The sequence below is a fragment of the Arthrobacter sp. W4I7 genome (assembly GCF_030816215.1).
Lineage (GTDB): Bacteria > Actinomycetota > Actinomycetes > Actinomycetales > Micrococcaceae > Arthrobacter > Arthrobacter siccitolerans_A.
Genome location: NZ_JAUSXU010000001.1, coordinates 2,763,160 through 2,788,882 on the forward strand (window position 1 = coordinate 2,763,160; position 25,723 = coordinate 2,788,882).

Here is a 25,723-nt window from a genome sequence, read left to right on the forward strand (position 1 = left end):
AGGCGTCCAGCCTTTTCAGGCGTCCAGCCCCTGTCAGGCGTCCAGGCAGGCCGGGCCCAGCAGGACCTTCAGGTCGCCAAACAGTGAGGGGCTCGGGTTCACGCGGAGGTGGACCGGCAGGCCCATGATTTCCGTGCGGGTGTCACCCTGCAGGTGCAGGCGCACCTCGGAGTTGCCCCGGTGCGTGCGGAGCACATCGCCAAGCTCCGTGACCACGGCTTCGGTGGCCTTGTGCGTGGGCATGGTGATTACCAGCGGGCCGCCCAGGCCTTCGCTCAGGTCCGGAACGGAAAGCTCCATGCAGTTGAGGGTGATCGCACCGTCGTCGCGCTTCTGCAGGCGCCCCTTGACCACCACGATCAGGTCCTCGGCCAGTACCGAGGCGATAGGTCCGTAAACCTGGCCGAAGAACATGACTTCCATCGAACCGCCGAGATCCTCCACCTCCGCCCGGGCGTAGGCGTTTCCGCTGGCCTTCGCAATGCGCCGGCTCAGCGAGGTGATCATGCCGGCGATGGTGATAATCGCACCGTCCTGCGGCCCGTCTTCACCGAGGACGGATGTGATGCTCATTTCCGCGTGCTGGCTCAACACCCCTTCGAGGCCCTGCAGGGGGTGGTCCGAGACGTACAGGCCCAGCATGTCCCGCTCGAAGGAGAGTTTGTCCTTCTTCTCCCATTCCGGCAGGTCGGGGATGTCGATGCTCAGCGACGACTCCGATTCGGCTTCCTCGAAGCCGGCAAAGAGGTCGAACTGCCCGATCGCTTCGTTCCGCTTGAGCGTGATGACCGAGTCGATGGCTTCTTCGTGGATCATCGCCAGGGCGCGGCGGTGGTGGCCCAGCGAGTCGAAGGCGCCCGACTTGATCAGTGACTCGATGGTCCGCTTGTTGCAGACCACGGCCGGGACCTTCATCAGGTAGTCCTTGAAGGACGTAAACGCGCCCTCGCTCTCGCGCGCGGCCACCATGGCCTCCACCACGTTGACGCCGACGTTGCGGATCGCGCCCATGCCGAAGCGGATGTCGTTGCCCACCGGAGTGAAGTTCAGGGCGGACTCATTGACGTCCGGCGGGAGCACGGTGATGCCCATGCGCCGGCATTCGTTCAGGTAGATGGCGGACTTGTCCTTGTCGTCACCCACGGAGGTGAGCAGCGCGGCCATGTACTCGGGGGCATAGTGCGCCTTGAGATAGGCGGTCCAGTAGGAGATCACGCCGTAGGCAGCCGAGTGGGCTTTGTTGAAGGCGTAGTCGGAGAAGGGCAGCAGGATGTCCCACAGGGTTTTTACGGCCTCCATGGAGTAGCCGTTGTCCTGCATGCCCTGGGAGAAGCCGGCGAACTGCTTGTCCAGTTCGGATTTCTTCTTTTTGCCCATGGCGCGGCGGAGGATGTCTGCCTGGCCCAGCGAGTAGCCGGCCAGCTTCTGCGCCACGGCCATAACCTGTTCCTGGTACACAATCAGGCCGTAGGTTCCGCCGAGGATTTCCGCCAGCGGTTCCTTGAGTTCGGGGTGGATGGGGATGACTTCCTGGATCCCGTTTTTCCGCAGCGCGTAGTCGGTGTGCGCGTTGGCGCCCATGGGGCCTGGCCGGTACAGCGCCAGGACAGCCGAGATGTCTTCGAAGTTGTCCGGCTTCATCAGTTTGAGCAGGGACCGCATGGGGCCGCCGTCGAGCTGGAAGACGCCCAGGGTGTCGCCGCGGGCCAGCAGTTCGTAGGACGGCGCGTCGTCGAGTTCCAGGGCCTCAAGGTCCAGGTCCACGCCGCGGTTCATCTTAATGTTTTCCAGGGCGTCGGAAATGATCGTCAGGTTCCGCAGGCCCAGGAAGTCCATCTTGATCAGGCCAAGGCCTTCACACGTGGGGTAATCGAATTGCGTGATCACCTGGCCGTCCTGGATCCGGCGCATGATGGGGATGACGTCGATGATGGGATCCGAGGACATAATCACGCCGGCCGCGTGCACGCCCCACTGGCGCTTCAGCCCCTCGATGCCCAGCGCGGTTTCGAAGACCTTGGCAGCTTCCGGATCGGTACTGATCAGTTGGCGGAAGTCGCCGGCCTCGCCGTAACGCTTGGCCTCCGGGTTCTGGATGTCCGCCAGCGGGATGTCCTTGGCCATCACGGCCGGGGGAAGTGCCTTGGTGAGCGTTTCACCCATGCTGAACGGGTAGCCAAGCACACGCGAAGAATCCTTCAGCGCCTGCTTGGTCTTAATGGTGCCATAGGTGACGATCATGGCTACGCGCTCGTCACCGTACTTGCGGGTCACGTAGTCGATCACTTCGGAGCGGCGCCGGTCATCGAAGTCCACGTCGAAGTCGGGCATGGAAACACGGTCCGGGTTCAGGAACCGTTCGAAGATGAGTCCGTGCCGCAGCGGGTCCAGGTCGGTGATGCGCATCGCGTAGGCCACCATGGAGCCGGCACCCGAACCACGGCCGGGACCGACCCGGATGCCGTTGTTCTTGGCCCAGTTGATGAAGTCCGCCACCACCAGGAAGTAGCCGGGGAAACCCATGGAGGTGATGACACCGAGCTCGTAGTCCGCCTGCGCCCGGACCTCGTCCGGGACGCCGCCGGGGTAGCGGTAGTCGAGTCCCGTGGCCACTTCCTTGACCAGCCAGGACGTCTCGTCCTCCCCGGGAGGGCAGGGGAACCGGGGCATGTAGTTGGCGCCGGTGTTGAAGGAGACCTCGCAGCGCTCCGCGATCAGCAGCGTGTTGTCGCAGGCGTCGGGGTGGTCCCGGAACAGCTCCCGCATCTCCTGGGGCGACTTCAGGTAGTAGCCGCTGCCGGAGAAGGCGAAGCGGGAGCCGCCGTTGTCGTACGTCGGCTCCAGGAGGGTTGAGCCGGACTGGATGGCGAGCAGTGCTTCGTGGGCCTTGGCGTCGTGCTCGTGCGTGTAGTGGAGGTCGTTGGTGGCAACGAGGGGAAGGTTCAGCTCCTTGGCGAGCCGGATCAGGTCTCCGGTGACGCGGCGTTCGATGTCCAGCCCGTGGTCCATCAGTTCGCAGAAGTAGTTCTCGGCACCGAAAATGTCCCGGAACTCGGAGGCGGCCTCCAGCGCCTCGCGGTACTGGCCCAGCCGCAGACGGGTCTGGATCTCCCCGGACGGGCAGCCTGTGGTGGCGATGAGCCCCTCGGAGTAGGTGTTCAGAAGCTCCCGGTCCAGCCGCGGCCATTTGCCGAACACCGCGTCCAATGATGCGATGGAGGACGCCCGGAAAAGGTTCCGCATGCCCGCGTTGTTGTAGCTGAGCAGCGTCATGTGGGTATAGGAACCACCACCGGAGATGTCGTCCTTGCGCTGGTGCTCCTCACCCCAGCGGACCCTGCTTTTATCGCCGCGGGCCGTTCCGGGAGTCACATAGGCTTCGACGCCGATGATCGGCTTGATTCCCTTGTCGGTGGCCTTCTTCCAGAAGTCGAAGGCACCGAAGAGATAGCCGTGGTCGGTGGTGGCCAGGGCGGGCATCCCCAGCCGCTCGGTTTCGTCGAACAGTTCGCCAAGCCTGGCAGCACCGTCCAGCATCGAATACTCGGTGTGGTTGTGGAGATGGACAAACGAGTCGTTGCTGGAAGTCACCGGACTATTCTAATCGCTGGCCCGGCGGGGGCCGGTCAGGCCCGCCCTGACTCCAGCACTTCCAGGGCAAACGCGAGGTCCTGCGGGTAGTCGCTGACAACACGCACGGGCTCCCCCGTGACCGGGTGCTCAAAGCCGAGTTCACGGGCGTGCAGCCACTGGCGGGTCAGGCCCAGGGTGGCGGCGAGCCGGGGATCGGCCCCATAGGTGAGGTCGCCGGCGCAGGGGTGGCGCAGCGCGGAGAAATGCACCCTGATCTGATGGGTGCGTCCAGTCTCCAGGTGTACTTCCACCAGGCTTGCCTTGCCGAAGGCTTCCACCACTTCATAGTGCGTGACGGACGGCCGGCCGTCCTCGATGACGGCGAACCGCCAGTCATGGCCGGGGTGCCGGCCGATGGGTGCGTCGATGGTGCCCACCAGGGGGTCGGGCAGGCCCTGCACCACTGCGTGGTAGACCTTGTCCACGGTGCGCTCCTTGAAAGCGCGTTTGAGGGCGGTGTAAGCGCGTTCGGACTTGGCCACGACCATCGCCCCTGAGGTGCCGACGTCGAGCCGGTGGACAATGCCGGCGCGCTCGGGGGAACCTGAGGTGGAAATGCGGTAGCCGGCCCCGGCGAGGCCGCCCACAACAGTGGGCCCCACCCATCCCGGGGAGGGGTGCGCGGCCACACCCACGGGTTTATCGACGACGACGAAATCGTCATCGTCCAACAGGATCTTCAGGCCTTCCACAACTTCCTCCACCACTTCCAGGGGGTCACGCCGTTCCGGCAGGCTCACCTGGAGGACATCTCCGGCCACCAGCCTGGCCGACTTGCCCAATGCTTTTCCTTTGCTGAGGACATGGCCCTCGGCAATCAGGGTTGCCGCCAGGGAACGCGATATCCCCAGGAGCCCGGCGATGCCCGCATCGGCACGGGACCCGGCAAACTGTTCGGCGACGACGAGGCGCTCAAGCATCGCCGGGCTTTTCCTTGCGCGCCGCCGTCAGCCGGGTTCCGTCCATGGAAATGCCCCGCAGCGTCAGGATGCAGATGATCGCGACGGCGGACACTACGGCGGAGTCGGCGATGTTGAAGATCGCGAAGTTGGGCAGTTGGATGAAGTCCACCACGTGGCCCATGCCAAAGGACGGTTCCCTAAAGAGCCGGTCCGTCAGGTTGCCCAGCGCACCGCCCAGCAGCAGGCCCAGGGCCAGGGCCCACCAGAGCGAGCCGAGTTTCCGGACCTGGAACAGGATGGCGACGGCCACGGCGGCCATGATGATGGAGAACACCCACGTGACGTTTTCCCCGATGGAGAACGCCGCTCCCGAGTTCCGGATGAAGTACCAGTGCAGTACAGGCGGCAGTACGGGGATCCGCTCCCCTTCCACCATGCTGGATGTGACCCAGACCTTGGTCAGCTGGTCGAGGACGTAGGCGAAGACTGCGAACCCGGCAAAGAGGGACAGCAGCACGGCGCGGCGGGGGCGCGGCGAGGGCGGGACAGGGCGTGCGGCGTCGGCGGCAAGTTCGTCAGTCATGGTGCTTTCATTCGTAAAACCGGTGTCAATGCCAAAAGCCGGTGGCCGAGGAATCCTCAGCCACCGGCTTTCAGAATACGTGCTTGACAGGCTAGTTGGCTTCGCTGACTTCCGGCGTAGCCACTGAACCGCGGGCATCAAGGTCGCGCAGCTGGCCTTCGATGTAAGCCTTCAGGCGTGAACGGTAGTCACGCTCGAAGCCACGCAGCTGCTCCACCTTGCGCTCGAGCACCGAACGCTGCTGCTCGAGGGCACCAAGGATCTTGCGGGACTTCTCCTGAGCGTCGTTGACCAGGCTGCTGGCTTCGATCTGCGCCTCGGCGATGATCTTGTCCTTCTGTGCCTGTCCGTCAGCGACGTGCCGGTCGTGCATCTGCTGGGCCATGGCGAGCAGGCCGGCAGCCGACTCGGCTGAAGCGGTAGCGGCGGCAGGCGCGGCAGCAGCCGGAGCGGCAGCTGCCGGGGCAGCCTGCTGGGCGTCCTTCTTCTTGCGCTCTTCGGCCGCCTTGGCTTCCGCTTCGGCCTTCTCGCGGGCTTCGTCTTTGTCGGACTTGACGGGCGCGGGGACCTTTTCAACTACGGGCGCGGCAACGGTGCTTGCCGGAACGCTGGAACCGGCTTCGGCGAGCTTCTTGCGAAGTTCGTCGTTTTCCTGGTTCAGGCGGCGGAGCTCGACGACGATCTCGTCCAGGAAGTCATCAACCTCGTCCTGGTCGTAGCCTTCGCGGAACTTGGTCGGCTGAAAGCGCTTGTTGACAACGTCTTCTGGCGTCAAAGCCATCTGGTCACCTCACTGGTCTGGTTAGTCAGTAGGCCTTCCGGCCGTCAAAACTACGGTACCTAAATTTGGTCTTGTTCCTCTAATTCAACACTGCGGTGTCAAACACGAGTTTTTCTTCGCATGACATTCGTGGTTCCCGGCGGGTCCCATCCCTGCACTGCTGGTCTAGCGGATAAATCAGGCGAGGCCCCTGGTGATCCCCATGGCGATGCTCACGCCAATGAACAGGACCAGGAAGCCCAGATCCAGGGAAATGCCGCCAAGGCGCAGCGGCGGGATCAGCCGCCGCAGTCCGTTCAGCGGCGGATCCGTGATGGAGTACACGGTGTGCGCCACCACCAGGGCTGCGCCGCGGGGGCGCCATTCCCGGGCAAACATCTGGACCCAGTCGAAGACCAGGCGAATTATCAGTGCGACAAAGAACAACAAAAGCGCGAGATAGACAAGCCCGAAAACAATTCCCATGACTTACTTCATATCTCCATGTCCCTTGTGGATACCGCGGCGTCCCTTGCGATGTGTCTTGTCTATTTCAGCACAGATGCCAGGCAGGTGTGTCCCTGCCTGGCATCTGCTTCAGCCTGCTGCTCAGCTTTGGTTGAAGAAGCTGGCTTGGGTTTCACTGGCCTTTTTGTCATCGCCGATGACCTCCACGTATGACGGCGAGAGCAGGAAAACCTTGTTGGTCACCCGCTCAATGCTGCCGCGGAGGCCAAAAACCAGGCCGGCAGAGAAATCAACCAGGCGTTTGGCGTCGGCCTCACCCATGTCCGTAACGTTCATGATGACGGGGATGCCGTCACGGAAGCTCTCGCCGATGAGTTTGGCATCGTTGTACGAACGCGGGTGGATAGTGGTGATCTGGCGGAGACCGGTGGCCTCCTCGCGGCTCGAGGCCGCGCGCTTGATGGGGGTCACTGGAGCGCGGTATTCCTCTTCGGGGGTGTAGGACGATTCACGGCTGACCTCGCGGACGGGTGCAGGGGCACGGCGCTCCTCGCGGTCGGCTTCCATCGTTTCGTCCTCATCCTTACGTGCGGTCTGTTGCTCGGACTCGTAGTGTTCATCGCCGTCGGCGAGCCCAAGATAGATCATTGTCTTGCGCAGAGCGCCGGCCATGGTCGACTCCTAATCGTGTCCGTAAGCGGGCCACCCAATGACTTGACAGCACTGGAGTCCCCCGCCCATCACTTCCAATAGCACCGACGCTACCCCACGGCGGGACGCGATCCGAGAATATCGGAGCCGATTCGCAGGTGTGTCGCTCCGAACGCGATGGCCGCTTCCAGGTCCTGGCTCATTCCGGCGGAAATCGCCGTGGCGCCAGGATGCTCCGCCACCAGCCCGGCCGAGACCCGGGCGAGTTTTTCAAAAGCGGCTTCCGGCGGGGCGCCCAGTGGGGCCACTGCCATCACCCCTGCCAGCTCCAGGCCGGCCGAGGTTGCTATCCGTTCAGCAAGGGGCAGCACTTCTTCGGGGACCACGCCGCCGCGGTGCGCTCCGGCGTCGTCCTCCAGGCTGACCTGGATGAAGCAGTCCAGCGGCGCCCGCCCAGTGTTGTCTCGCTCGGCCTGCGCGGCTTTGGCCAGCGCGTCCACGAGCTGGGGCCGGTCAACGGAGTGCACGGCGGCGGCGTACCGGAGTACGGATTTGGCCTTTTTGCTTTGCAGCTGGCCCACAAAGTGCCAGGCCAGGCCACAGTCCGCCAGCTCGAGTGCCTTCGCTGATGCCTCCTGGTCGCGGTTCTCCCCGACATCGGTGACACCCAGCGTTGCGAGCCGTTTGATGTCCTCTGCGGGGTGGAACTTGGTCACCACTATCAGGGTGGGCAGGTTTCCTTCGCGGCCTGCCGCGCCTGCCGCCGTGGCGATGCGCCGCCGGACGGCGGCCAGCCGTTGTGCCAGTTCCAGGGAGCGCGCGTCACCGCCGGGGGCGGCCTCAGTCATGGCACCACACCAGGCCGGCGAAGCGCCCGGTGTCGCTGTTGCGCCGGTACGAAAAGAGGGATGGCGTTTCCAGGGTGCAGGGCCCGCTGTATTCCACGGTGACACCTGCCTCTGCCAGTTGGCTGCGGGCACCGGCCGGGAGGTCCAGCCCGGGGGTGCCCCACGAGGTGGTGCTTCGTGACGCCGGAACGGCGGCGGCCACCTCGGCCTGCAGCCCGGCAGGTACCTCGTAACAGCTGCCGCAGATGGAAGGACCCAGCCACGCGCGGATGCCGCCGGCGCCGAGGGCCTTCATGCTGTCCACGGCGGCCGGAATAACGCCGTTGGCAATGCCGGGACGGCCCGCATGCACGGCCGCCAGGACAGGCCCGTCCGGCGACTCGCCGGCGAGCACCACGGGGATGCAGTCCGCCACCATCACGGCAAGCGGGACGCCGCGGGAGACCATGGCGTCGGCCTCGGGAGCCGGGCTGTCCTGGCCCATGACCGCCACGGCGTTGCCGTGCACCTGGTTCATGAACCGCAGGCCCTGCGGCGCGACGCCAATGGCCCGTTCCAGGTCCGCGCGGCGCCGGCCTACCTCGTCGGGATCGTCACCCACGTGCAGGGCCAGGTTTCCGGCCTCCACGTCAGTGAAGGCGACAGATATGCCAGGCTGGATGCGGGCGCGCCAGTGGAACAAGCCGGAGCCTACTTCAGGAAGTCGGGGACATCCAGGTCATCCGACTGGCTGCCGGTGAGGTCCGGCTCCACTACGGAGGGGAGGTCGACGTCGAAGCCCGAGTCGGCCGGGACCGCAGACGGCCGCTGCTGGCCCCAGTTGCTGAGCCCTGCGGCGCCAACGCCGGCGTGGATGGGCTGGACGCTGGCCTGGTGGCTGCCGGCGGACGGTGCCTGGGCAGGCGCCGGAGCGGTGGCGGGCGCCGCCGGGCGCTGCGGGGCCGCTGCGGGCTGGGACTGGTCCATCGAGGGCGAGGTGGCCTTGACGTCGTCGAACCCGGCGGCAATGACGGTCACCCGGGCTTCGTCGCCGAGGGCGTCGTCGATGACGGCACCGAAGATGATGTTGGCCTCCGGGTGCGCCACCTCCTGGACCAGGCGCGCAGCTTCGTTGATCTCGAACAGGCCAAGGTCTGAACCACCCTGGATGGACAGCAGCACGCCGTGCGCACCATCGATGGAGGCTTCCAGCAGCGGCGAGGCGATGGCGAGCTCGGCGGCCTTGACGGCACGGTCTTCGCCGCGGGCGGAGCCGATACCCATCAGCGCGGAACCGGCGCCCTGCATAACCGACTTGACGTCCGCGAAGTCAAGGTTGATCAGGCCGGGGGTGGTGATGAGGTCGGTAATGCCCTGGACGCCGGAGAGCAGCACCTGATCAGCGGAACGGAAGGCATCCAGTACCGAGACGTTGCGGTCGCTGATGGACAGGAGGCGGTCGTTGGGGATCACGATGAGGGTGTCCACCTCGTCGCGCAGGGCGTCGATGCCGGCTTCGGCGGAACCGGCACGGCGGCGGCCTTCAAAGGTGAACGGGCGCGTGACAACACCGATTGTCAGGGCGCCAAGGGAACGTGCGATGCGGGCGACCACGGGAGCGCCGCCGGTGCCGGTTCCGCCGCCTTCACCGGCGGTGACGAACACCATGTCCGCGCCGCGCAGGACTTCCTCGATCTCGTCCGCGTGGTCTTCGGCAGCCTGCTTGCCCACCTCGGGATTCGCACCCGCCCCCAGGCCACGGGTCAGTTCGCGTCCCACGTCAAGCTTGACGTCGGCGTCACTCATCAGCAGGGCCTGGGCGTCGGTGTTGATGGCGATGAATTCAACACCTCGGAGGCCGACCTCGATCATGCGGTTGACTGCGTTCACGCCACCGCCGCCGATGCCGACGACTTTGATGACGGCCAAGTAATTCTGCGGAGCTGCCACGTTACGTGTCCCTTGTTCGTGTCTTATTGCTAAATCTGATGAAGAGCTTAATGCCTGGAACCTTAACCTTCGAGTTGAAGGTTATAGTTATGTCAAGTAACTCATGTCTGTGACGGTATTTCCTCTGGTTCACACATTCAATAACCGGCTCCGCGTGTCGGATTAATACCGGAAAGAAAGCATGTCAGCGGGTCACCGGATGCCGGGGCACACTTACGTCGTACACCTTAACCGGGTTCTTCGGATCCATCGGAACCTTGAGCAGGGCGGCCAGCACTTTGGCCTTGAGTTCCTTCTCGCCGGCGTTGCCCCAGATGATGGTCTGGCCGTCAACCAGCTTGAGTTCCACCGCATCCACGGACTGGGCCGACGCATTCGAAAGCTTGGCCAGCACATCCGGCGGCAAGGCGCCCAGCACCTCGGCCGTGGCCCGGAAGAGGTCCTTACCGATGGTACCGGCACCGCCGTCGATGACTGGCAATGAGACGGATGCCGGATCGGCTGTTGACGCCAGCTGGATGCCGTCCACGTCAACCAGCTGATACTGCTCCCCCTGTTTGACCAGCGCCACCGGCACGCGTTCCCGGACGGCAACCGCCAGGCCCGACGGCGGACGTGCCTCTGCGGACACGGACTTCACCTGGACCAGCGGCTCGAGGAGGCGCCCTACCTCCTCGTCGGTGATCTGCGGCAGAGGTCTGTTGCGCAGCGGTTCCAGCGCGGCCTCCACCTGGGCAGGTGTCAGCAGGTGCGTTCCGGACACCGAGATGGTTCGTACGGCCAAAGCAGGGGAAAAGACCGCAACGGCAAGGAGCCCGGCCACGATGGCAACCAGCGTGAGGGCCACCGCCAGGATGTTCCTCTTCCGGCGCTTCCCCTTGGGCTCGGGGAAGGCCAGGACCTTCCCGGCACTGTCGGACCCCTGCGTGGTCCCGCCCGGGTTTTCCTTGGCGGGCCCGCCATTCTTTGGCCCGTCCTTCTTCAGTCCGTCCTTCTTCAGTCCGTCCCTTGTCAGTCCGGCGAAGGTGGCTTTGCGGGCTTTTCGGGCCGGCTGCGGGGCGGGCTCCGGCACGGAACGCGAGGCCGAAATCACGTCCTGGCTGCCGCCGGCGTCGGGGCCCGCCTGTCCGGGCCGGGCCTCGGGGTTCCCCGGCCGCCGCCCTGTGGACGTGTAGGTGGGGCGGCGGGAACTAGCCACGCAGGGCCTCTACGATCTGCGGCCCGTAGGCGGTGACGTCACCCGCGCCGGCGGTGAGGATGATGTCACCCTCGGCAGCGGCGCCGGCGAGTGCCGCCACGGCGTCGGAGGCGGGGACCAGCCGCCCGCCGTCGGACAGGTGGTCTGCGATGAGCTGGCTGGTGACGCCGGGAATCGGATCCTCGCGCGCGGGATAAATATCCAGCACCCAGGCAGTATCGGCAAGGTTGAGCGCCTCGGCGAACTCCCTGGCGAATTCCCGCGTGCGCGAAAACAGGTGCGGCTGGAAGAGCACATGGACCTTGTTGTCTCCGGCCACCGACCGGGCCGCGGCAAGGGCCGCCCGTACTTCGGTGGGATGGTGGGCGTAGTCGTCGAAGACGCGCACGCCCCGTGCCTGCCCTTTCAGTTCGAAGCGCCGCGCGGCCCCGGAGAACTGCGCCAGGGCCCCGGCCGCGACGGCCGGCTCCACACCCAGCTCACGTGCCACGGCAAAAGCGGCAGCCGCGTTCAGGGCGTTATGCCGGCCAGGCACCTGCAGCTCAAGCGGGAACCGGCCGTCCGGGGTAGCCACCGCCACGTCCCCCGGGCCGCCGTCGTGCAGCACCAGCCCGGCCTCTTCGCCCGTTCCGTAGAGGACCACGCGGGTATTGCCGCGCTCCTGCGTCCGCCGCGCCAACGCCAGGGCGCCGGGGTCGTCGGCACAGGCGATCAGCACGCCGTCGGCAGGCAGCAGGCGGGTGAAGCGGTCAAAGGATTCGTAGACGGCCTCCGCGGTGCCGTAGTAGTCCAGGTGGTCGGGCTCCACATTGGTGACTACCGCGATGTTCGGCCGGTAGTTCAGGAAGGACCCGTCGGATTCGTCCGCCTCGGCCACAAAAATCCCGGACGTGCCGTGGGCGGCGTTGACGCCCAGCGCCGGGACGTTGGCGCCGATAGCAAAGGAGGGATCGAGGCCGGCGCCCTGCAGCAGGACAGCCACCATGGAGGTGGTGGTGGACTTGCCGTGGGTTCCGGCTACGGTGACCACCAGGTCCTCCCCCATCGTGGCCGCGAGGGCCTGGGAGCGGTGCAGCACCGGCAGGCCTGCTTCCCTGGCTGCCGCCAGCTCCGGGTTGTCGGCGCGGATAGCGGAACCGGCCACCACGGTCTGGGCATCTGCCAGGTTGGCAGCGTCATATCCGACGGCGATCCGCGCACCCGCCGCGGCGAGGTCCGCCATCACGGGCAGGTCCTTGGCATCAGAGCCGCTGACGGGAACGCCACGCGCCACCATGATCCTGGCGACGGCGGACATGCCCACGCCGCCGACCCCAACAAAGTGGACCTTCCCCAGCGAGGCCAGGGCGGGGGTGCTGACAGGACTCATGCGGGTACCGCTTCCAGGACAAGACCAGCCATGCGCTGGTCGGCGTTTCGAATTCCGAGCCGGTAGGAATTGGCTGCCATGGTGGCGAGCCGGGACTCATCGGTGACAAGCGGGATGAGCTCCCGGCCCACCCACTCGGGCGTGAAGCCGCGGTCAGACACCAGCATGGCGCCCCCGGCGGCCACCAGTCCGGCAGCGTTCAGCGCCTGTTCGCCGTTGCCGATGGGCAGGGGCACCAGGACGGCGGGCACGCCGGCGGCGGCAACCTCGCAGACGGTGGCAGCGCCGGAGCGGGCCAGCAGGACATCCGCCGCTGCGTACGCGAGTTCCATGCCGTCGACGTATTCCACCTGCCGGTAACCATCGGCAACCAGCGGCCTGCCGCCGTCGTCCAGGAGTGATTTGCCGCGGCCGGTGACGTGCAGGGTCTGGATCCCGGCGCCGGCCAACTGCCCGAGGGCGGCGGCGATGGTCCGGTTGATGCTCTGTGCCCCTGATGACCCGCCGGTGACGATCAGGGTGGGTTTGGCGGGGTCCAATCCCAGGGTTTCGCGGGCGGACGCGCGGGCCGCGCCCCGGTCAAGGTGCGAAATTTCGGTGCGCATGGGCATGCCCACGTGCACGGCACCGCGCAGCGGGGTGGTGTCGAAGGCCACGGCCACGCGCCGGGTGAACATCGCGCCCACCCTGTTGGCTAGGCCGGGACGGGCGTTGGCCTCATGGATCACGATCGGAATGCCGCGCTTCCTGGCGGCCAGGTACATGGGTGTGCACACGTAGCCGCCCACGCCCACCAGGACATCCGCGGCGGCGTTGTCCAGGATGGCGCCGGCCTGCCGCACGGCACCGGAAAGGCGCCCCGGCAGGCGGAGGAGGTCGGCGGAAGGCTTCCGGGGGAAGGGCACGCGGTCGATCGTGGCCAGTTCAACGCCGGCAGCGGGAACCAGCCGGGTTTCCATTCCCGACGGAGTACCGACGGCGAGGAGGGCGGCGCCGGGGGCGGCATTGCGGATGGCTGCCGCAATGGCCAGGAGCGGGCTGATGTGGCCGGCGGTTCCGCCGCCCGCCAGGACGATTGATGGGTTTTGCGGGGTCATCTCGGGTCAGGCACGCTTTCTTGCAGTCTTTTGTGTGGCGGCGGAGGCCCGCGCCGGTCTGGCCTTGAACTTCAGCATCCGTTTGGGGCGGATGGCCGGGGCCATTTGCTCCCGGGCCAGGGAGAGCACCACCCCGATGGCGCAGAGCGACATCAGCAGGGCGGAGCCGCCATAGGAAATGAACGGCAGGGGCACGCCGATCACGGGCATCAGGCCAGTCACCACGGACATGTTGACCGTTGCCTGGCCCAGGAGCCACACCATGATGGTGCCGGCCAGCACGCGGTGGAACATGTCCTCCTGGGCCACCACCACACGGTAGATGGCGGCTCCCAGGATGGCGAAAAGGATCAGGACGACGACGGTTCCCACCAGGCCGAGCTCCTCGCCGATGATGGCGAAGATGAAGTCGTTGTGGGCTTCGGGGATCCAGCTGTACTTCTGCCGGCTTTGCCCCAGCCCTACCCCGAACCAGCCTCCCGAGGCCAGCCCGTACAGGCCGTTGGTGGCCTGGTAGTTGGCGTCAATGCCGTCGGCGCAGGACTCCCCCGTCCACCAGGAGGTGATGCGGCACATGCGGTTTGAACTGGTCACAGCCATAACGGCTGTTCCGGCCGCGGCCACCAGGCCTGCGATGCCGAACAGATAAAGGGGTGCCCCGGCAAAGAACAGTGCGGCTGCCGTGATCATCATGATGATCATGGCCGTTCCGAGGTCGTTTCCCACCAGGACCAGGCCAACAATGATGATGGCCATCGGGACAGCAGGAATGGCCACGTGCTGCCAGCGGCTAAGCAGCCGGCCCTTCCTGGCCAGGACAGTGGCCATCCAGAGCGCAAGTGCCAGCTTGGACGCTTCCGACGGCTGGAACGTAATGCCGCCGAGGTCGATCCAGTTTTTGTTGCCGTTGACCTCCGCGCCCACAATCTGCACCAGGCCCAGGAGGACCACTGCGGCGATGATTGCCAGCCACGCGAGCCGCTTGAGCCACACCACGTTGATCCGGGACAGGACAAACATGGTGAAGATGCCGATCGCGGCGAACACGCCCTGCTTCAGCGCATCTCCGTAGGGAGACTTTCCCGCGGCAATGGACTCCACACTGGAGGCGGAGAGGACCATCATGATCCCGATCGCGGTCAGCGCCAGGGTTGAACCCAGGATGAGGTAGTACGTGGAGCCGTTCTTGGAGGTTCCTGTTCCTTCCAGTGCCGACCAGAATTTCCGGTAGGCGGCTTTTACCCGGAGGGGGGCGGAAACCGGACGCTGCGCCGGTGCTGCCGAAGAGCCTGGGCGCGGCTTGCCCGCCTGCTGTTTATCTGGCTGGGGCCGGGTGGGCGTGCTGACCATTGTTACTCCTCGCCGGTCTGGGCCTGCCCTTCCACCAGCTCGCGGACAGCTTCGATGAAAGTGTCGCCACGGTGAGCATAGGAAGAGAACTGATCCATGGAAGCAGCTGCCGGAGCCATCAGCACAGTATCGCCGGATTCAGCGAGCTGTGCTGCTGACGCAACGGCACTGGCCATCACCGTTTCACCGGAGGAACCGGCGTGGACGGCACCAGCCGCTGCGGCAGTCTGCACCTGTTCAGTTTCGCCCGTGCCCGGGATGATCACCGGGACATCCGGCGCGTGTCGCTGGAGGGCCTGGCTGAGGGCAGAAGTGTCGCTTCCAATGAGCACCACGGCTTTGAGGCGTCGGACGTGCTCGCGGATCAGTTCGTCGTAGGTGACTCCCTTGGAGAGGCCGCCGGCAATCCAGACGACATTGCTGAAGGTGGCCAGGGAGGCGGACGCCGCATGCGGGTTGGTGGCCTTGGAATCGTTGACCCACAGCACGCCGTTGTGGCGGGCTACCGGCTGGATCCGGTGGTCGCCGGGGATGTAGTCCTGGATTCCCCTGCGAACCGCTGCTGCGTCCACGCCGTAGGCGCGCACCAGACCTGCAGCTGCCAGGGCGTTGGCCACCATGTGGCGGGGTGCGAAGGCGCCGAGGTCGCTCATGGAGGCGAGTTCCGCGGCGCTGTCCTTGCGCTCAGTGATGAACGCCCGGTCCACGAGGAGACCCTCCACCACGCCCAGCATGCTGATGGCAGGAGTGACGGTGGTGAAACCGACGGCGCGGCAGCCTTCCACGACGTCGGCGTTTTCCACCATCCGCTCGGTTTCGATCTGTTCGGCGTTGTAGATGCAGGCCTTCTGCGTCTGCTCATAGACCTTGGCCTTGTCCGCAAGGTAGGAATCGTACGAGCCGTGCCAGTCGACATGGTCCTCGGCCACATTCAGGCACACGCTGGCTACCGGCGACAGGGATTGCGCCCAGTGCAGCTGGAAGCTGGAGAGCTCGACGGCGAACACGTCGTACTCCACAGGGTCGCGGAGGGCGTCAAGGATGGGTGTGCCCACATTACCCACTGCAATGGCCTTCAGGCCGGCCGCCCGAAGCATGGACTCGGTGAGCCCAACGGTGGTGGTCTTGCCGTTCGTTCCGGTGATCGCGAGCCAGTCGGCCGTCTTGCGGCCCTCGCGGACCCGCACCCGCCAGGCGAGTTCCACATCGCCCCATACCGGGATGTGGGCCCGTGCGGCGGCGGCGAGGAGCGCCTGGTCCGGACGCCAACCCGGCGAGGTCACAATCAGTTCGGGCAGTCCGCCGTCGATCTTCGGGATGCGGGCCACCGCATCCTCCCCCAGCAGGACATCTGCCGCTCCGACGATCTTCAAGGTTTCAGCATGGGCTTTCGCCGTGCCGCTCGTGGCGGCATCAACCACCACCACTCGGGCGCCGAGTTCGATGAGGGTATCGGCGGCCGCAAAGCCGGAAACGCCGATGCCGGTCACCACAACCCGGAGCCCGGACCAGTCTGAGTCCCAGCTGACAAGGTTCTGGAGGCGGGAGGAAACGGTCACAGCAGCACCACCCATTCGGCGTAGAAAATTCCCAGTCCCACGGCCACAAAAAGCCCGCCGAGGATCCAGAAGCGGACCACCACTGTTACTTCGGCCCACCCCTGCAGTTCGAAGTGGTGCTGCAGCGGTGCCATCTTGAAGACGCGCTTACCGCCGGTGGCCTTGAAGTAACCCACCTGGATGATCACGGACAGGGTGATCAGCACGAACAGTCCGCCGATGATGCCCAGCAGCAGTTCGGTCCGGGACAGGATGGCGAAGCCTGCGATGGCGCCGCCAATGGCCAGCGATCCGGTGTCACCCATAAAGAGCTTGGCCGGCGAGGTGTTCCACCACAGGAAGCCCACCAGTGCCGCGCTCATAATGGCTGCCAGCAAGGCCAGGTCCAGGGGGTCACGGACGGAGTAGCAGCCGCTGCCGGCCTCCCGCGGCGATCCGCACGCCTGGTTGCTTTGCCAGATTCCCATCAGGGTATAGGCGCCGAAGACCATAATCGAGGCGCCCGCAGCCAGGCCATCGAGGCCGTCCGTCAGGTTGACGCCGTTCGTGGCCGCCGTAACGATCAGGTTGGACCACACCACAAAAAGAATGGTTCCCAGCACCGTCCCGCCGAAGGCAAGGTCCAGCCAGGGCAGGTCACGCACCAGGGAAATCTTGGTGGAGGCCGGCGTTGCTCCGGCCCCGTTGGGAAAGTTCAGGGCAAGCACGGCGAAGATGATGCCAACTGCGGCCTGCAGGATCAGCTTGGCCTTGGCGTTGAGCCCGAGGCTGCGCTGCCTGGAGATCTTGATGAAGTCATCAAGGAAGCCCACCAGCCCCATCCCCACCATCAGGAACAGCAGGATCAGGGCGGAGGCGGAGGGGCCCGGAGAAGCAGGATTCACCATCAGCATGATGAGGTGGGTGAGTCCGTAGCTCAGCAGTACGGCTGCCACCACTACAGTCCCGCCCATGGTGGGTGTTCCGCGCTTGGTGTGGTGCGAGGTGGGTCCGTCGTCCCTGATGAACTGGCCATAGCCCCGGCGGACCAGGAGCCGGATGAAGAGCGGAGTCCCCACCAGGGCGAATAAGAGAGCCAGGCCGGCGCCGATCAAAAGTGCAATCACAGCAGAGTGCTCCTTTCGTCGGCCGGTTGAGGGGTTTGTGGGGGTAATGCTATCCGATCGCCCAGATGGCGAAGTCCCACGCTGTTGGAGGACTTGAACAGGACCAGGTCCCCGGGTTCGAGTTCGGTGTTCAGTACGTCGTAGGCCTCATCCACGGTTTCCGCGAAGAGGCATTCATCGCCCCAGGAGCCTTCCTGGACGGCGGAGACATAGAGGGCACGGGCCTCCCGGCCCACCACCAGCAGGCGGGAAATGTTGAGCCGGACCACCTGGGTTCCAACCGTGGTGTGTTCCCGGATGGAGTCACTGCCGAGTTCGAGCATGGCGCCCAGCACCGCCCAGGTGCGGCGTCCGCGTCCCAGGTCCGCCAGCGTGCGGAGGGCGGCGCGCATGGATTCGGGATTGGCGTTGTAGGCGTCATTGATAATGGTGACGCCGTCTGCCCGTTCGGTCCGCTCCATCCGCCACCGGCTGGCGGCGGTCTGGCTGCTGAGGGAGGACGCGATGTCCTGCCCCGGGACGCCGGCGGCCCAGGCGGCTGCGGCGGCGGCCAGCAGGTTGCCCGTATGGTGCGCGCCGATGAGGCGGCTGCTCACGTGCAGGCCGCTTTCGCCATCGGGAAGCTGGAGATCGAATTCCGGGTTGCCCTCCGCGTTGGTGTCGGCGTTTAGTGCCTGCACCGCGGCATCGGCGCGGCCCTCTGCAGAGAACCCGAGTACCTTGGCCCGGGTGCGTGTGCGCATGGCCGCCACGCGGTCGTCGTCGAGGTTGATGATGGCAGTGCCGGCAGGAGCAATCGCTTCGACCAGCTCACCCTTTGCCAGGGCGATGTTCTCCACTCCCCCGAACTCGCCGGCATGCGCGGTTCCCACGGCCAAGACCACCCCGATGTCCGGTTTGACCATGTCTGCCAGGTAACGGATGTGCCCGATTCCGGTGGCGCCCATCTCAATCACGAGATAACGCGTATCGGTGCCCGCCCGGAAGACGGTGAGCGGAACTCCGATTTCGCCGTTGTAGGAACCCTGCGGCGCCACGGTGTTTCCCTGCGTGGACAGGATTCCGGCGAGGAGGTCCTTGGTGGTGGTTTTTCCCGCCGAGCCGGTGATTCCCACTACCGTCAGTTCGCTGCCCTGCCCGGCGCGGGCCTTACGGATCCGGCGCACAGCCTCTGCAGCCAGGGCCCCCATCGCCAGCACGGCATCCGGAACCAGGACGGAGGGGTAGCTTGTCCCGTCCGCGGCGGCGACAGGTCGCTCCACCAGGGCCAGGCTTGCACCGGCTGAAAACGCGGCGGCCACAAAATCGTGGCCGTCAGCGTACTCGCCGGGCTTTGCGACGTAAAGGGAACCGGGCGCGGCGTCGCGGGAGTCCGTCACCACCGACAGAGGCGTGATCCCGGGATCGGCGTCCAGGCGCCCGTTAGTGATTTCGGCGATCTCCGCCGCAGTAAAAGCAATCATCTCGGTCTAGGACTCTATCCGGTCGTCTTGGAGAACGTTGAATCCCCTGGCTGTCAAGGCGCTGCGCAGCTCCACCCTGTCGTCCAGGGCAAGGTTGACGCCTTTCACTTCCTGCCACACCTCATGGCCGCGGCCGGCCACCAGGATGGTGTCCTGCGGGCGGGCCAGTTCCACGGCGCGGCGGATGGCGTCAGCGCGCGGGAAGACCTCCAGGACCTGGCAGGGCAGGGAGTCCTTTTCCCGCGCTTCCCGGGCTCCGGCGAGGACATCGGCACGAATTGCGGCCGGATCTTCGTCGTGGGGGTCGTCATCGGTGATGATGACGGTGTCGGCGAGGCGGGCGGCGATGGCACCCATGGCCGGGCGTTTCCCCTGGTCACGCTGGCCTGTGGCGCCAAACACCACGATAAGGTTGGCGTCGTCCGCCGGGGACCGTACGGCCTCCAGGGCCCTGGCCAAGGCGTCGGTGTTGTGGGCAAAGTCAACGATGGCGGCAGGTTCCGTGGACACCAGCTGCATGCGTCCTGGGACCGCCACGGTGAAGGGATCGGACTCATCAAGAGCCGCCTGCAGCGTCGCGCTGTCCACTCCTGCCGCGGCCACCATGACTGCCGCAAGCGCCGCGTTGGCCACGTTGAAGCTGCCCGGCAGCCCGGTGTGCACGTTAAGCTGCGTCCCGTCCGGTCCGCTCAGGGTGAACTCCGTCCCGAGCCCGCGGGGAGCCGTTCCCGTGACGGTCCAGTCGGCTGCCGCTCCGGCGGTGCTGAGGCTGGTGACCGGCACTGTGGCGCTGCCGGCAAGCCGCCGGCCCCATTCGTCGTCGACCGTTACCACTGCCGCGCGGGCGCGGCGCGGAGTAAAAAGCTCAGCTTTGGTGTCGAAGTAGTCCTCCATGGTGAGGTGCAGGTCCAGATGGTCCTGGGTGAGGTTGGTGAAGCCGGCAACATCGAACAGCACCCCGTCCACCCGCTGGAAGGAGATGGCGTGGGAGGAAACTTCCATCGCAGCGGCCGCCAGCCCCCTTTCGCGCATGAGGGCGAGCAGTGCGTGCACATCGGTGGATTCCGGGGTGGTGAGGAGGCTGGGAATCGGGTCCCCGCCAGCGTGGATCTCGATGGTGCCGATCAGGCCGGTACTGCGGCCGAGGGCGCGCAGCAGGGAGTTGATGAAGTAGGTGGTGGTGGTCTTCCCGTTGGTGCCCGTGACGCCGAATAACTGCGGCTGGCCGGAACCCGGCTGGCTGCGATAGATCACCGCGGACAGCGGGCCCACCACGTTCCGTGGCGACTCCACGATCACCACGGGTACGGGCGTGTCAGCGGACAACGCCAGCAGCCTGGCACCGGCTTCGTCGGTGAGAACCGCAACGGCTCCTGCTTCGATGGCCTGCGGCACGAAATCGGCCCCGTGCCGGCTGGCTCCGGGCAGTGCGACGTACAGGTCCCCCGGCTCCACGGTCCGCGAGTTCAATGAAATCCCGGTGACTTCCACTTCAGCTGCGGGGCCGGGCACCGCAACGTCCATGGCTTCGCCGATGCTTGCCAGCCGCACCGGTTCGACGTTTGAGGGGCGGAAGCGCCCCTGGCCGGCGGGTCCCTCCGGGACGGCGCGGTTATCCGGCGAGTTGATCTCTGACAAGGAATCTCCGATGGTGCTAGTGGATCATGCCCGGCGTGGGTGGGCCGGTGGTGATGCTCTGGGCGGGACTGCTACTTGGCGAACTGGGGCAGCCGGGCCGGTTCACCCGTGGACGGCTGGACGTTGTACGTCCGCAGCGCCTGGCTCATGACCGACCGGAAGACCGGCCCGTTGGTAATCCCGTAGATGCTGCCTTTGGGCCGCTGGAGTACCACCTCCACAATAAACCGCGGATCATCCATCGGTGCCATCCCCACCATGGAGGCGGTGTACCCGCAGAAACCGGACTTGCCGTCGTCGCAGGGCGATTCCGAGGTGCCCGTCTTTGCCCCGACCCGGTAGCCGTCGATTCCGGCGTCCTTGATCTGGCCTTCGGTTACGGCGCTTTCCAGGATGTCCTGGACCTGCTGGGCCGTGTTCTCCGAGACAATCTGCCGTGCCTCGGCGGCGGGTACCTTCTCCTCTGTTCCGTCGGCGGAAATATAGGAGTCGATAAGCCGCGGCTGGAGCATGACGCCGTTGTTGGCAATGGACTGGAACGCCCGCACCGTCTGGAGGGTGGACTGGGAGACGCCCTGCCCGAACAGCACGGTGTATTCCTGCCGCCCGTCCCACTGCTCCCACGGCGTGAGGATGCCGGACGCCGGGGCGGGGAGTCCAATGTCCGGAGCGTCGCCGATACCAAACTTCTGGAGCCAGTTGTACCGTTGTTCCTTGCTGAGGCGCTGCCCCGCCATCACGGTACCGGTGTTCATGGAGTAGCCAAGGATGCCCGCCAAGGTGCGCTCCTCGGTCCCATGGGCAAATGAATCGCTGAACGTTTGACCGTCCACTGTGTAGGACGGCGGAAGGGTAAAGGTATCCAGGGGCGTGGCCTTCCCCTCATCGATCAGCGCGGCCGCCGTGATCATTTTTTCAACCGAACCGGGTTCATAGGCAGCGGTGATGGCGCGGACGCCGCGGTCCTTGGCGGCCACGCGGCCGGGATCGTTGGGATCGGGAGCATTGGTATCGGCCATGGCCACCAGGTTCCCGGTTTTGACGTCCATCACGATGATGACACCCCATTCCGCACCCAGCTTGTCTGACTGGCTTTGGATGGCCTGTTGGGCGAAATACTGCAGGTCCGAATTGATGGTGAGCTTGACGTCCTTGCCGTCCGCCGGCGGCGTCAGCTCATCCATGCCCACCGGGATCCGCAGGCCGTCGGCACCGATCTCGAACAGGCGTTTGCCGTCCGTGCCCTTCAGCTGTCCGTCCTGGGTCTGCTCGATGCCTGCCAGGCCGGTGGTGCCGTCCTGCAGGAAGCCGATGATGCCGCCCGCCACGGAACCGTTGGGATAGACCCGCTTGCTGACACCTTCGGTGACGATGCCCGGGATCTGGAGCTTGGAGATGCGGTCCTCAACGTCGGGCTTCACATCCTTGGCCACAATGTAATAGGGCTGCTTGCCGGTGACGGCATCGCGGATGGCATCCTTCTGCATGCCGAGCGCCGCGCCGAGCTCTGTCAGCCCCTGGTCCCGGCTGACGTCCACCAGTTTCTCCTTGCCGTCCACCGTCTCCAGGCGCTTGAACGTCTCGGTTTTGGTGTTGACCCGCTGGTCCACCACAACGTTGTAGCGGATCACACTGTTGGCCAGGACCGTGCCGGTGGAGTCCACGATGCTGCCCCGCTCGGCGGGAAGCACAGTCTGCTTCATCCTGCTGTTGAGGGCCGCTTCGGCCATTCCCCCGACGTCGAGCCCCTGGACCAGGAAGAGTTTCCCGCCCACCACCAGCAAGAGCGTGAGCATGATTCCCAGGCCGAGCCGGAGGCGTTTGGTGGCGTTGGGCACCTTGCTGCTTCTTGCCTTACCGGTCCTCTGCGCCACCGTGATATTCCTTGCTGCTCGACCTTGTTGCCTGTCAGACCTGCCGTGTTACTGCCCGGGAACCTTCTGCTCCGGAGCGGGAACCGATCCACCGTGGAGTTCAACGGGGGGCACCGCCGGGGCTGCGGGTGCCTGGGCCGGCGTTGCTGCCGGCGCAGCGCCGGCAGTGGTGCCTGTTGTGGCACCGGGGGCTGCAGCGGCCGGAGCCGGTGCCGGTGCCCGTTCTACAGGTTTCTGTGCTTCCAGGGGGTCGCCCTTGCTTGGCGGCGGAACCACAGTCAGCTGTCCGGCGACTGCCGGCGCCGGGATCACGGCTCCGACGGCACCATCCTTGACAGCCGGCGTGGCTTTCCCGGTCACCGAGAGGGTAGACAAGTCAATCTGGCCCTTCACGGTGGAAGGGACCATCCCCAGTTTCGTCGCCTGCGCGGCAAGATTCTGCGGTGCTTCGAAGTTCTGGACCTGCTGGGTGAGGTCCTGGTTCTGTTTCGTCAGCGTGCTCTGCGTGGCGCGCAATTCCACCAGCTGGTACTGGGCGGTGGAAACCGAGATGTTCAGCACCAGGACGGCGATCAGGGCCAGGGCCAGCATGCCGAAGCACAGCACAACAAAAGGCGCCCGCCGCTTGCGGGGAACCGTCCGGACTACGGAGAGGGGCGTCCGGCTCCTGCGCGGCGCCTCAGGCGAACCTGCGGGGAGCTGCTTCGCCGCCGCGCCTGAGACGACGGGAAAGTTCTTCACGGCAGCGGTGCTCATTCAGCTCTCCTGGCTCGGATTCGTTCCACAGCGCGGAGCCTTGCTGAGGCGGCGCGGGGGTTTTCTGCGATTTCGACGGCGGTTGGCACCTCGGTGCCTTTGGTCAGGGTCTTCAGTTCGGGTTTGTGTTCTTCCAGCTCCACCGGGAAGCCCAGAGGAGCCGAGGATTTCGAGCGGGCCTGGAAGACGCCCTTGACGATCTTGTCCTCGAGGGAGTGGTACGACATGACCACGATGCGGCCCCCCAGTGCCATGGCGTCCACCGCGGCGGGTACCGCCCGTTCCAGCACCTCGAGTTCCTCGTTGACCTCGATCCTCAGAGCCTGGAACGTCCTCTTGGCCGGGTGTCCGCCGGACTTGGCAGCGCCGGCCGGAACGACGGAGCGGATCTGCTCCACGAGTTCGCCGGTGGTGGTGAATGGCTTGGCGGCCCTGGCAGCCACGATCCGGTTGGCGATCCGGCCGGCGAACTTTTCCTCGCCCCATTTACGGATTATCCGGACCAGTTCCTCTTCGCTGTAGTTGTTCACCACGTCCGCAGCTGTCTGCCCGCGGCTGGTGTCCATCCGCATATCCAGCGGAGCGTCAAAGGAGTAGGCGAAGCCGCGTTCACGCTCATCGAGCTGGAGGGAGGAAACGCCGAGGTCCATCAGGATTCCGTGCACTTCGGGAACGCCGAGGTCAGCCAGGACGTCTTCGATTTCGTCGTAGACGGCGTGCACAAGGTCTGTGCGCGCTTCGAAGGGCGCCAGCCGTTCTCCGGCCAGGGCAAGGGCTTCTTCATCACGGTCGATACCGATCAGGTGCAAGTCGGGGAAGCGCTGCAGCATGGCCTCGGAGTGGCCACCCATACCGAGCGTGGCATCGATGGCCACGGGGGTTTCGCCGCGGCCCCTGGCCGCTTCGAATCCGGGCGCCAACAAATTGATGCACCGGTCCCGAAGGACCGGTACATGGCGTTCGGACGTGGGCTTCGGTTGATCGTTCATGCCTCGTCCTTTCTCGCCGTCGCTGTCACCTGGATGCTTCTTGGCCCGGATCCCCATCCGCGCCTACCGTCCTGCCCGCCTGGCTCCGGGGAAGTTGAGCCAGGTTGGACGGCCGGTGGGCCGGCTGGAGATCCCAACCAAGAAGTTGTCCGCTGTCCTGCTCCGGTCACAAAATGCCCGGAATGGGGTCATCGGTTTCAGAGAAGGCCGTTTCCTTCTCTGCGAGGTATTCATTCCAGGCCTGGGCGTCCCAGATCTCGGCGCGGGTTCCGGCACCAATCACGGCCAGCTCCCTCCCGAGTCCTGCGTATTCCCGGAGCGCTGGCGGAATCGTCACGCGCCCCTGCTTGTCAGGTACCTCGTCCGAGGCTCCAGAGAGAAAGACGCGGATGTAGTCCCGCGCCTGTTTCGAGGAGATTGGCGCCTCCCGCATTTGCTCGTGGACCCGGGCAAATTCCTTCTCGCTGAAGACGTAGATGCAACGTTCCTGGCCCCTGGTAAGGACCAGTCCGCTGGCAAGTTCCTCCCGGAACTTCGCGGGGAGAATGATCCGGCCCTTTTCATCCAGACGCGGCGAGTGAGTGCCCAGAAACACTGGCCCACCGCCTGTCCGATGTCAGGAACTGCACATCCCCTATGTTGCAACCACCCTCTTATGTCCTCCACATTACTCCACTTTCCCCCACAGTCAACGCAAATTGGCGCCGGCGGCGGTCAAACTTTGGGAAAGAAGGCGCGAATTCGCGCGGAATTGCACTGGTGGTGGGAAGTGGAGGACTTTCCCGGCGCAAGGTCGGAATTACCCGCCGCGCGGGCCGTCCAGCCGCCGGATCTTGTCGCAGCCAGGCGGCCAGGTCCTCAAAGGACCTGAATTAAACGCAAAAGACCCGCCGAAGCGGGTACTTTTGCTGCTCTCTCCCAATTCGGGGGAGCAAAGTGGTGGATCGGGGGCGCCCGGGTCAGCAGGCAGGGCGACTCAGGATTCTCCCCTGCGCCTCTCGTCCCAACGTTCCTCGAGACTGCTCATAAACGAACTGCGCTGCTTACCGGCCTTGCCCGTGCCGGACTTCGAGCCCTTGCCGGACGAACTGCTGCGCATGGTGGCGAAATACACGCCGCCGCCCATCACAACAAAACCAAGGACACCGACGAAGATGCTTTGGAGGGTGACGCCGACGAGTAACAGGAAGACGCCGGCAAGCGCACCAAGAACGCCGATCACGACGTGTCTTGTCGACCACGAACGCCCGGGGTCCGACCCCATGGAATTCGCGAACTTTGGATCATCCTCGTGAAGCTGCTTCTCCAGCTGCTCCAGCAGCTTCTGCTCGTGCTCCGACAGCGGCATCACGACCTCCTTTTGTAGGCCAACGTCCGGGCTGGTCCCAGCCATTCTTCTGCACCAATAACGTCTGGTATGCCCTGGTGGTTCCCGTACCCGCCGGCTGTGGCGGTAAACGAAAACCGGGCATGCAGACCGGTGCGGAAGCATGTCCAGGAGAGCCTGGCAGTAAGTCCAGTCACTCACAAACTTTGTATTTATAAGGATA

At 65.4% G+C, this 25,723-nt stretch carries 22 protein-coding genes; all 22 read right to left on the reverse strand.

Annotation, left to right across the window (positions count from 1 at the left end; genetic code table 11):
- Positions 1–33: 33 nt before the first annotated feature.
- Positions 34–3,591, reverse strand: a complete 3,558-nt coding sequence (dnaE, locus tag QF047_RS12620) for a DNA polymerase III subunit alpha (RefSeq protein ID WP_306632988.1) — start codon at positions 3,589–3,591, stop codon at positions 34–36.
- 35 nt (positions 3,592–3,626) lie between these two features.
- On the reverse strand, positions 3,627–4,553 hold the full coding sequence (locus tag QF047_RS12625) for an RluA family pseudouridine synthase (protein WP_306632987.1): 927 nt from the start codon (positions 4,551–4,553) through the stop codon (positions 3,627–3,629).
- Positions 4,546–5,118, reverse strand: a complete 573-nt coding sequence (gene lspA, locus QF047_RS12630; protein ID WP_306632986.1) for a signal peptidase II — start codon at positions 5,116–5,118, stop codon at positions 4,546–4,548. Before lspA ends, QF047_RS12625 begins: the two co-directional genes overlap by 8 nt.
- Before the next feature lie 91 nt (positions 5,119–5,209).
- The gene (locus QF047_RS12635) at positions 5,210–5,899 is read right to left on the reverse strand and encodes a DivIVA domain-containing protein (RefSeq protein WP_306632985.1); all 690 of its coding nucleotides are present in this window, start codon (positions 5,897–5,899) and stop codon (positions 5,210–5,212) included.
- Between the two features lie 177 nt (positions 5,900–6,076).
- Positions 6,077–6,364: a YggT family protein gene (locus tag QF047_RS12640; RefSeq protein WP_306632984.1), complete on the reverse strand. Its 288-nt coding sequence runs from the start codon at positions 6,362–6,364 to the stop codon at positions 6,077–6,079.
- Between the two features lie 123 nt (positions 6,365–6,487).
- Positions 6,488–7,018: a cell division protein SepF gene (locus QF047_RS12645; protein ID WP_306632983.1), complete on the reverse strand. Its 531-nt coding sequence runs from the start codon at positions 7,016–7,018 to the stop codon at positions 6,488–6,490.
- Between the two features lie 89 nt (positions 7,019–7,107).
- Positions 7,108–7,845, reverse strand: coding sequence for a YggS family pyridoxal phosphate-dependent enzyme (locus QF047_RS12650; RefSeq protein ID WP_307277510.1), 738 nt, complete (start codon positions 7,843–7,845; stop codon positions 7,108–7,110).
- On the reverse strand, positions 7,838–8,527 hold the full coding sequence (locus QF047_RS12655) for a polyphenol oxidase family protein (protein WP_307277513.1): 690 nt from the start codon (positions 8,525–8,527) through the stop codon (positions 7,838–7,840). Before QF047_RS12655 ends, QF047_RS12650 begins: the two co-directional genes overlap by 8 nt.
- An 8-nt stretch (positions 8,528–8,535) precedes the next feature.
- On the reverse strand, positions 8,536–9,774 hold the full coding sequence (gene ftsZ / locus QF047_RS12660; RefSeq protein WP_307277515.1) for a cell division protein FtsZ: 1,239 nt from the start codon (positions 9,772–9,774) through the stop codon (positions 8,536–8,538).
- Positions 9,775–9,958: 184 nt separating this feature from the next.
- On the reverse strand, positions 9,959–10,972 hold the full coding sequence (locus QF047_RS12665) for a cell division protein FtsQ/DivIB (protein ID WP_307277518.1): 1,014 nt from the start codon (positions 10,970–10,972) through the stop codon (positions 9,959–9,961).
- Positions 10,965–12,341: a UDP-N-acetylmuramate--L-alanine ligase gene (murC, locus tag QF047_RS12670; protein WP_307277521.1), complete on the reverse strand. Its 1,377-nt coding sequence runs from the start codon at positions 12,339–12,341 to the stop codon at positions 10,965–10,967. The genes QF047_RS12665 and murC overlap by 8 nt, the downstream gene beginning before the upstream one ends.
- Complete coding sequence (gene murG, locus QF047_RS12675; RefSeq protein WP_307277524.1) at positions 12,338–13,438, reverse strand: undecaprenyldiphospho-muramoylpentapeptide beta-N-acetylglucosaminyltransferase; 1,101 nt, start codon at positions 13,436–13,438, stop codon at positions 12,338–12,340. The genes murC and murG overlap by 4 nt, the downstream gene beginning before the upstream one ends.
- 6 nt (positions 13,439–13,444) lie before the next feature.
- The gene (gene ftsW, locus QF047_RS12680) at positions 13,445–14,788 is read right to left on the reverse strand and encodes a putative lipid II flippase FtsW (RefSeq protein ID WP_307277527.1); all 1,344 of its coding nucleotides are present in this window, start codon (positions 14,786–14,788) and stop codon (positions 13,445–13,447) included.
- Positions 14,789–14,790: 2 nt separating this feature from the next.
- On the reverse strand, positions 14,791–16,362 hold the full coding sequence (gene murD / locus QF047_RS12685; RefSeq protein ID WP_307277531.1) for a UDP-N-acetylmuramoyl-L-alanine--D-glutamate ligase: 1,572 nt from the start codon (positions 16,360–16,362) through the stop codon (positions 14,791–14,793).
- On the reverse strand, positions 16,344–17,453 hold the full coding sequence (mraY, locus tag QF047_RS12690) for a phospho-N-acetylmuramoyl-pentapeptide-transferase (protein ID WP_306632966.1): 1,110 nt from the start codon (positions 17,451–17,453) through the stop codon (positions 16,344–16,346). Before mraY ends, murD begins: the two co-directional genes overlap by 19 nt.
- A complete protein-coding gene (gene murF / locus QF047_RS12695) occupies positions 17,450–18,916 on the reverse strand; it encodes a UDP-N-acetylmuramoyl-tripeptide--D-alanyl-D-alanine ligase (RefSeq protein WP_307277533.1) in 1,467 nt (488 codons plus the stop codon). Before murF ends, mraY begins: the two co-directional genes overlap by 4 nt.
- A gap of 6 nt (positions 18,917–18,922) precedes the next feature.
- Positions 18,923–20,554, reverse strand: a complete 1,632-nt coding sequence (locus QF047_RS12700; RefSeq protein WP_307277536.1) for a UDP-N-acetylmuramoyl-L-alanyl-D-glutamate--2,6-diaminopimelate ligase — start codon at positions 20,552–20,554, stop codon at positions 18,923–18,925.
- A 71-nt stretch (positions 20,555–20,625) separates the two neighbouring features.
- The gene (locus tag QF047_RS12705) at positions 20,626–22,428 is read right to left on the reverse strand and encodes a penicillin-binding protein 2 (protein WP_306632961.1); all 1,803 of its coding nucleotides are present in this window, start codon (positions 22,426–22,428) and stop codon (positions 20,626–20,628) included.
- Positions 22,429–22,476: 48 nt separating this feature from the next.
- Positions 22,477–23,184, reverse strand: coding sequence for a hypothetical protein (locus QF047_RS12710; protein WP_307277540.1), 708 nt, complete (start codon positions 23,182–23,184; stop codon positions 22,477–22,479).
- Positions 23,181–24,173 carry a 16S rRNA (cytosine(1402)-N(4))-methyltransferase RsmH gene (gene rsmH / locus QF047_RS12715; protein ID WP_307277543.1) on the reverse strand — a complete coding sequence of 331 codons (993 nt, stop codon included), beginning with the start codon at positions 24,171–24,173 and terminating at the stop codon, positions 23,181–23,183. Before rsmH ends, QF047_RS12710 begins: the two co-directional genes overlap by 4 nt.
- Before the next feature lie 166 nt (positions 24,174–24,339).
- Complete coding sequence (gene mraZ / locus QF047_RS12720) at positions 24,340–24,768, reverse strand: division/cell wall cluster transcriptional repressor MraZ (RefSeq protein WP_018763545.1); 429 nt, start codon at positions 24,766–24,768, stop codon at positions 24,340–24,342.
- A gap of 381 nt (positions 24,769–25,149) precedes the next feature.
- The gene (locus QF047_RS12725) at positions 25,150–25,521 is read right to left on the reverse strand and encodes a DUF3040 domain-containing protein (protein WP_306632953.1); all 372 of its coding nucleotides are present in this window, start codon (positions 25,519–25,521) and stop codon (positions 25,150–25,152) included.
- Between the last annotated feature and the right edge of the window lie 202 nt (positions 25,522–25,723).